Origin of the sequence: Oceanipulchritudo coccoides, from assembly GCF_010500615.1 — a bacterium.
GTDB lineage: Bacteria > Verrucomicrobiota > Verrucomicrobiia > Opitutales > Oceanipulchritudinaceae > Oceanipulchritudo > Oceanipulchritudo coccoides.
In genome coordinates this window covers 1027161-1035443 of record NZ_JAAGNX010000002.1, presented here as the reverse complement: position 1 = coordinate 1035443, position 8283 = coordinate 1027161, and the positions used below count along the sequence as shown (strand labels likewise).

The 8283-nt window shown below is 56.9% G+C and carries 4 protein-coding genes; 2 read left to right on the top strand and 2 right to left on the bottom strand.

Annotated elements, in window-relative coordinates; all coding sequences use genetic code 11:
- Window positions 1–62 precede the first annotated feature (62 nt).
- Window positions 63–422, top strand: a complete 360-nt coding sequence (locus tag G0Q06_RS10140; protein WP_163965334.1) for a DUF4212 domain-containing protein — start codon at window positions 63–65, stop codon at window positions 420–422.
- 18 nt (window positions 423–440) lie between these two features.
- Window positions 441–2279 carry a sodium:solute symporter family protein gene (locus G0Q06_RS10135; RefSeq protein WP_163965331.1) on the top strand — a complete coding sequence of 613 codons (1839 nt, stop codon included), beginning with the start codon at window positions 441–443 and terminating at the stop codon, window positions 2277–2279.
- Between the two features lie 23 nt (window positions 2280–2302).
- On the opposite strand, the gene G0Q06_RS10130 is transcribed toward G0Q06_RS10135, so the two are convergent.
- Together G0Q06_RS10130 and G0Q06_RS10125 are read right to left on the bottom strand one after the other, a co-directional pair.
- Window positions 2303–4483 carry a TIM-barrel domain-containing protein gene (locus tag G0Q06_RS10130; protein ID WP_338045126.1) on the bottom strand — a complete coding sequence of 727 codons (2181 nt, stop codon included), beginning with the start codon at window positions 4481–4483 and terminating at the stop codon, window positions 2303–2305.
- A 21-nt stretch (window positions 4484–4504) separates the two neighbouring features.
- Window positions 4505–8092 (bottom strand): TonB-dependent receptor plug domain-containing protein, encoded by a 3588-nt coding sequence (locus G0Q06_RS10125; protein ID WP_238710479.1) that lies wholly within the window; start codon window positions 8090–8092, stop codon window positions 4505–4507.
- Between the last annotated feature and the right edge of the window lie 191 nt (window positions 8093–8283).

The following is an 8283-nucleotide window of genomic DNA, read 5'->3' as shown; positions in this document are numbered from 1 at the left end:
CCGACTCACTGGCTCGATTACTTTTTATGTGACAAGGCGTCGATATCTTGCCAGAAGACGGTATGAGCACGGAAACGACTCCACTACCCCAATCAAAACTACAAACCCGTGAGCAGGCCATCCTGCGCAGCTATTGGCGGAGCAATTTACGCCTGATGTCGGTCCTTCTGGCAATCTGGGCCTTTGTTGGACTCGGCTGCGGGGTACTCTTTGCCGACGTGTTGAATCAATATACTCTCCCCGGGACCGGCTATCCGCTGGGTTTCTGGTTTGCGCAGCAGGGATCCATTGTGACCTTCGTAGTCCTGATTCTTGTTTATGCCTTGGCGATGAACCGTCTTGACCGGATCCACCACGAGGAACGGGCAGAGCTTGGTCCGGTCAAGCCGGAGGAGGAATCTTTCACAGGCGAAGGCATTTAACACCCGGAGAGCACTGACATGACCGTACAAATCTGGACTTATCTCTTTGTCGGAATGACTTTTGCGCTCTACCTGGGCATCGCCTGGTATAGCCGGGTCAAGGATACCGGCGGCTTTTACGTTGCCGGGCGTGGTGTCCCGGCCGCTGCAAACGGCATGGCCACCGCTGCCGACTGGATGAGCGCCGCCTCATTCATCTCCATGGCGGGGCTTATCTCAACGATGGGTTATGCCGGCGGCGTCTATCTGATGGGTTGGACCGGTGGGTTCGTGCTACTTTCGCTTCTTCTGGCCCCTTATTTGAGAAAGTTCGGGCATTACACGGTCCCGGATTTTGTCGGAGACCGCTACAACTCCCGCGTTGCCCGGCTGATTGCGGTCCTCTGCGCGCTCTTTATCAGTTTCACCTATGTGGCGGGCCAGATGCGCGGCGTCGGGGTTGTCTTCAGCCGGTTTCTGGAAGTCGACATTACCATCGGCGTCATCATCGGGATGATGATTGTCTTCATCTATGCGACGCTTGGCGGGATGAAGGGCATCACATGGACCCAGGTCGCGCAGTATTGGGTTCTCATTACAGCGTTTCTTGTTCCAGCCATCGCCATTTCATTGAAGCTGACCGGACACTTCATGCCGCAGGCAGGACTTGGTGCGGAACTGCACGGGGAATCCATCAGCCTGTTGGCAAAACTCGATGGAATCCAGAAGGAGTTTGGCTTTGGTCCCTACACGGATACGTTCACTGGAAAATGGGACAAGGTGAATGTTTTCTTTGTCGCTCTTGCATTGATGGTCGGGACAGCCGGCCTGCCGCATGTGATTGTTCGTTTCTACACAGTGAAAAGCCCGAAGGCGGCCCGTTGGAGCGGCTTCTGGGCGCTCTTCTTCATTGCCGGGCTCTACCTCACCGCACCGGCGGTCGGCGGCTTTGCCCGCTATTACATGCTCGAATCCCTCAACGGGGCGACGGAAGAGTCTATCCCGGACTGGTTCCAGAGCTGGGAAAAGACGGGCCTTATTCTCTGGTATGATGACGGTGACGGGATTCTTCGTTATACTGGTGATGAGAGGAACGAAATTTTCCGGGCTGGTAATCTTAGCCCTGTCGAGCAAACACAGATTGCCCGCGATCACCAACGCTGGCTCGATTCGGAAGGGCTTCAAGGAAAGGATGCCCGGGCGCTGTTGAGTGCGCGCGGCCTAAGCGGACCAGACCGGGACATCATTGTTCTTGCCACGCCCGAAATGGCCGAGCTGGCTGACTGGATAATCGCCTTTGTTGCCGCCGGTGGACTGGCGGCCGCCCTTTCCACGGCCAGCGGACTCCTTCTCGTCATCTCCTCAAGCGTTGCCCATGATTTATACTACAAGGTCCTGAATCCAAGGGCCTCGGAAAAGAAGCGACTCCTTGTCGGTCGGGCTACCATCGGCGTGGCGGTCATCATCGCCGGTCTCTTCGGGATTTATCCGCCCGCCTTTGTCGGGCAGGTCGTCGCATTTGCCTTCGGGCTCGCCGCAGCGAGCTTCTTCCCAGCCATTGTCTTGGGAATCTTCTGGAAGCGGGTCAGCATGATCCCGGCTGTCACGGGCATGCTCTGTGGAATCGGACTGACAGGATTCTACATCATCCAGGTCGTCTTCCTCGGCATGGACAAGTGGACCTTCGGGCTCAGCGACCAGGGAATCGATCCGCAGGGAATCGGTACCATCGGAATGTTTGTCAACTTTGCCGTGACGATGATCCTGACCCCGTTCTTCCCGGCCCCACCAGCCCGGATACAGGAGCTTGTCGACAAGGTCCGCGAACCGGAAGGCTGGTCACCAGCAGTCGATATCGAGGCCGGGCCGGAACACTAGTCTTTCTGGCACTGCCAAGGCGCCTATGGTTGGGAAAGCGGGATATTGATCCCCTCGGTGGGATTGCCGCTTGCCGAATAAACTCCCTTGTCCGTGATCAAACGGACCCATACCTCTCTTGATGAGTCAGGGAGAGCCCCGTGACGGAAACCCAGTTTTACCGTTACCGTATCACCGTTCGTTTGGGCTTCGAAGATACTGCGCAAAAACACTCCTTCCCTGTAAGCAAAGCCATCCCCATCATCCTCATACAGGGTGCCATCGGCCCGGCCCGATTCATCGAGTGAAACCACAAGAGTCAGGGAATCCGGTGCATATCCCTCCGTACTCTGCACGACGGGTCCAAGGGGCACGATCGCGCCAGGGCGGATACGCACAACCGGCTGGTAGGCGTCCCTTTCGCGATCACCATCAAGTAGCTGGATAACCCGCCAGTTGCCCTCCGGCAAGTCAGGGCTCTTCGCCCAAAGGGGAACCACAAGGAGATCCTCGCCGAACAGAAAAGCTTCCTGCTCGTCCCTCAAGTGGGGATCTGACGGATCAGCAAAAAAAAGTGGCTGCATCACAGGCATCCCGGTCCGTGAGGCTTCCTCCATGGCCGTGTAGATGTAGGGAAGAAGTCGATACCGTCGAAAAAGGGCAGTTTGGGCAACCCGCTCAATATCGGAACCGAACATCCATGGCTCGTTTCCCGGTGAATGATTGTCCGCATGTGCCCGGCTGAAGGGATAAAAGGCCCCGAGGGCAATCCAATGACCGTAGAGAACCGGATCCGGACCCCCGGAAAACCCACCAATGTCGGGTCCATTAAAGGGCTGGCCGGACAGGCCAAGGTTGAGGGACATGGGGACAGACATCTTGAGGTGCTCCCAAATGGCGCGGTTGTCTCCGGTCCATGTGGCGGCATATCGGTGCCCCCCGAGAAAGTTGGCCCGGGAAAGGACAAAGGGACGCTTCTGCGGACGGGCAGCCAGGATGCCCTCAAATGAGGCGCGTACCATGAGCATGCCGTAGACATTGTGGTAGCGTAAATGGGGACCCGGTGGCAGCGCATCACCGCCCCGGTGAAGGGCGTCGACTGGCATGGTCCCGTCGGGACCATCAAAGACCGCTGGCTCATTCATGTCGTTCCAAACACCATCGATCCCCGTGGCGAGAAAGTCCGTGTAGAGCCCGGCCCACCAGTCCCGGGCAGACGGTATCGTAAAATCCGGGAACACACAGGGCCCCGGCCAGACCTCGCCGATGAAAGGTTCGGTTCCCTCCGTACCACGGACCCAGACATCCGCGGCCGTCCCCGTGTCAAATACGGAATAGCCCGGCTCCGCCTTTACGCCCGGGTCGATCATCCAGATTGATTTGAATCCCTTTTCATGCAGATAACCGTTAGTTCCGGCGGGATCAGGAAAGCGGCTCTCATCAAAAGTGAAGATCCTGAATCCATCCATGTAGTCGATGTCCATCCAGATGACATCGCAGGGAAGCTCCCGTTCACGGAATTCATCGGCAATCTCACGGACACGCTGGTCAGGGAAATACGAGTACTTGCATTGATGGTACCCAAGCGCCCATGGAGGCGGCAGGGGCATGTGCCCGGTCAGCGAGGCAAGTGACTCCATCACGGCCTGCGGGGAATCCTGATCGATCACAAGGACCTGGAAGGGTGGCCCTTCGCTGGTGAAAACAATTTTCGTATCATGCGTTTCAAGGCTTGCACGCCAGGTTGAGTCGAAGATCACTCCGAATGAGCTCCCATCCTCACGCATCCCCATAACCCAGGGATGCGACTGGTAAAGGCGCTTGCCATCGTCGCGGTGATAGCCCCAGTTGTCGGTGTTCCAAAGTGTAATGACAGTATCATTACGTCGCAGCGGCCCAGTCACCTCGCCGGTTCCGTAAAGATCGGTTCCGGGGGGCAGATTAAGAATCGTCTGGAAATTGCCGTCCACGCTGGAAAACGAAGGAACGAGGCTCCAGTCGTCAGGAAGGGGTCCAATTTCCACGGGCAAAGCTTCGAGGGCGAGGGAGGGAAGATTCCCCTCGTCAACTCCCTCTGGAAGAAACCATGCAATCCCCTCCCCGACCAGGGCGGCACGTTCCAGCGGTACCGGTGAAGCAAGGAGCCCGCCCGCACACAGGACATGCCAGAACAATGCTATTGCCCCCGGAGCCCGGAATAGGCGATTCGCTCGATACCGCTTCACGATTTCAGCATGCTGAGAGGATTACCAGGTAAAGGTATTCGTGATGGTCCAGGTAGTGGCAGCCCCAAGACGCCACGCCCCGACTGTTCCATCGGGATGGGTATTGATCGGGATGAGATCCTTGTCGGCGAAGACGTTGCGGACGTTCAGCTGGACATGCCAGTCAAGCCAGTCGCCGATACGCTTGTAGTAACCGATCCAGAGATCGATGTTACTTTCCGAGGGACCGTAGTAGGGCTTGTCGAGGTTGTAGACCATGGAGGTCATTGACTCGTCCGTATACTCCGGCTCGAATCCGATGATGACCTTGTCCTGCCAGCGGTATCCGCCGCCAATATTGATCCCACTCAGGAAGCCGTCGACAAAGTGATAATTCGTCACAAGGTTGAACCGCCACTTGCGGATTTCGGGGGCGGGATTGCCTTCGAGCTGCTTCCGGAACTGGTAGTTGCCATTGAGGATTGAATTCCACTCGGTGAGCGCTGTCGGGGCGCTTGGCCAGCCTCCGTAAATTCGCAGCATTCCGGCATCTGTGTTATTCAGGTCATCATTGACCAGGTCAATGTAGCGGATGAGGGCCTCGTCGCCCCAGTTGGTGCGTGTGGACTCAACCTTGGAGGCGTTGAAGGTAATATCCCAGTCCTTTGTCGGACGCGCGGTGAATTCAAACTCCCAGCCCTCGGACTCGACATCCTCGGTGATCGTAAAGCCTGCTGGCTCAGTCACCGTGATACCATTGTAGGTCGTGTTCGAACGGTCCAGTTGATACGCTTGGTCGAATGCATCGGGATTACCCGTGAGCTCAGCCGAGAGGGCGCGCAGGTTTTCGATATGTTGTTTCCAGCCTTCGACCGCAGCGGCTTCCTCAGCCCGCGCATCCGCCTGTGTCTGTCCAGCACGGGGTGCGTAGGTATTGAAAATGGTCCGACCGGTACCGTCAGTTCCCTGGATCGTGTCGAGCTCGAAGATGTTCTTCCAGTTCTCGCCCCATGCCTGGAAGTTACCCAGGAACCACTGCCCGTAAAGGTAGTCGCTGGAAGCGTTGGTCACCTTTGTGGTGTAATGGGTGGCCTTCAGGCTGTATTTCCCGTCCTTGGTCTGGAGGAGGACCGAGCGGTCAACCGTATCGCCAATGGCCGGGTCGTGGGCCCGTCCAAAAAGATCGAGACGATTGGCGTTGGGCTGGAAATTCTCACTCTCGTTGTAGTAAAGGCTCACATTGATCGGGAGGATATCCATGAACCAAGGCAGGCGATGGAGATGGACCACCGCACTCCAACTGCTGGTCTCCTGCTCCCATTCATTGTTCGGTGACGACGGAAGGACCATTTTCTCAATTTCCGCACGCTGGGTAACAGGATTGATATATGCGTTTGTATTGTAGGCGCGCACTTCATCACGGCGCCACCCGTAGGTGCCGACCACTGCGCCGTCCCAAAAGTAGTTCTGCAGCACAAGCGCCTCGGAATCGACAATACCGCGGGTCAAGCTGCCGGCACGGGCCAGGGCTTCAGGGTTGCGCGGGCCAACCTTTTCGATGCTGAAGGAGCGCTCGTTCCAGCCTACGTAATTGGCCGGGTTTTCCGACTGGGTGGAGAGGTAGCCACCCGGATGTTGCCAGGAATCACCCGGGTTAACACTTGGCGCATTCCAGGTGTCATCCCAGAAGCGGATTGATACTTCATCGGGGATCTGGATTCGCGACTTGAGCGGCTGAATCTGCACGTCCGAGACGGAATCGGCGCCGATAACGGAAGGGCCGAGATACACCACCGGGCTGAAGGCATTGACGTTATCGACAATGCTCGGGTTACCCATGAAATCGCGGTAGTCCTGGCCCATGGCAAACATCTGCCATGACAGGTTCCGCGTCTCGGCCTCCTCGCGCGAAAGCAGGAAAGTCAGGTTCTGACGACCGAGCAGGCGATTCAGGAAGCTGTCCTTGTAGTCGTTGAAATCGTGCTCCGCAAACGCCGTGAATCGGGTCACATCACGGTCGCGCTCATAAGACCAGTTGCCGAACTGCCCACTGTCGGAAATGAACGGGCGCCCGACGTTGGGGTTGGGTGTCCCGTCGATCAGGGTCTCCGTGACATCAACCAGGATCGCCTGTCGGTCGTCGACCAGCAGGCGAGTGCTGTAGTTGTAGTAGCTCTGTTTGTCCTTGGACAACTCAAAGCCGAACTTGTTGTCCAGGAAGGTCTGCCTCCAGGAAATATTCAGGTTATCAAATTCCTGTCCCTCCTCCTTGTTCGGCCCGTCAAGGAGGTTGTTGTAGAAATCAAAAACAGAACGGTCGGTAAAGGTCTTCTGCTTGTACTGGCCAAACTCGGCAAAGGGCAAACCGGCTTTGCGGGCAAACTCGTTGAAGGTGTCGATACTCGACGGCTGCTCAAAGTAGTTCCCGTCAATCTTGCCGTCGATCTGCCCGTCCGGGCCCAAACCGTTCTTCTCACGGTACTGGAGGATCTGGCTGTTCGTCACGACCCCGGTTGCCGGGTCGGCGACAAAGCCCGCCGGCCCGCCGTAAACAGCGCCGAACGATCCGAGCGAGGGGATGTGATACGGGTTGGGCGAACCGTCCTCGTAGTAGGAATAAATTTGTCCCGCGTTCGGTGTCGGGGGCAGGCGGTTGTTCCACAATTGACTCGCGGTGAAAAACTGCCGGCCAACCCCACCCTCCGGATTGAAGGGGGAAGTCAGGTCGTTCTCCACCGTGCGAACAGGACGAAACCATGGGGAAATACGGTCGATCGGCGTGATCGTGCGCGGATAGTTCGAATCAATGCTACCGTCCTCGTAGTAGATGTTGAAGGTCGTGCGGGACCATTTCTTTTTCAGGAAATCCGGCTGCCACTCGGCGCCCGCCCAGATGCGTTCGTCATTTTCGAAAGCCGGATCCTGACGGAATTTTTCCCGCTCCTTCACGCCGGCCACCCGGACGGCCAGCTCGTTCTCAAGGATCACTTTGTTGAAATCAAAATTACCGCGTATGCTGTCGTTGCTGTCCGTCATCACCTGAATCTTGTACTTGTCTGCCATCTGCGGCTTGATCAAGCCGGTGTTGATGATCCCCGCAGGGCTCCCGAAGCCAAAGAGGATCGCGTTCGGCCCGCGCTGGATGTCCACGCGCTCGACGATGTAAACATCCCACGGAATGTCCGAGAGGAAGTAGTTGCGCGTGTTGTCCGCAGCAGCAAGACCGCGTACCCGTGTCTCGTTCGATGGATTACCAAAGCTTTCATACACCCCAGGACCGTCCCCCGCTCCGCCGAAATTTCCGTCCACGCCGCCCACTTCCGTGTTCGCGGTGTACTGCAGCAGCGACTGGTTGTCCGTCGCACCGGTATCCTCGAGGAAGTCCGCAGTGATTACCGAGACCGACGCCGCAACGTCCTCGAGTTGCGTCCGGATACGCGTGCCCCCTAGGGTCTGCGTTGCCGTGTAGCCAACATTGCCGTCCTCCTCCACCACAAAGGGACTCAAGTCGAAGACGTCATCGTCCGCTTCGTCTTCCACAACAGCGTCTTGTGCCGTCGTCACGTTTGTCGCCAAGACCAGGAGCGCCATCAAAAGCGGCAAGCTCAATCGGGGTAGTTCGGCTTTCATCTTCATTTGTTTTAATTTTGTTATGGGGTTTTACAAGTGATTAGCACCAGCTTCCAAGTACCTATGTGCCCAGTTTTCATTACATGTTCCCCCCTTACAGCACAATCAGGAGTTTACGTAAATTAGGGAGGCAGAGAAAAGGGCCCGGAGCAGATCACCCCGAGCCCATTGTTAATACCCTAATTACCCTA

What these genes read in the sequence shown, in the direction of transcription:
- G0Q06_RS10135 (WP_163965331.1), top strand. Translation starts at nt 441, where the DNA reads ATGACCGTACAAATCTGGACTTATCTCTTTGTCGGAATGACTTTTGCG.
- G0Q06_RS10125 (WP_238710479.1), bottom strand. Translation starts at nt 8,092, where the DNA reads ATGAAAGCCGAACTACCCCGATTGAGCTTGCCGCTTTTGATGGCGCTC.
- G0Q06_RS10140 (WP_163965334.1), top strand. Translation starts at nt 63, where the DNA reads ATGAGCACGGAAACGACTCCACTACCCCAATCAAAACTACAAACCCGT.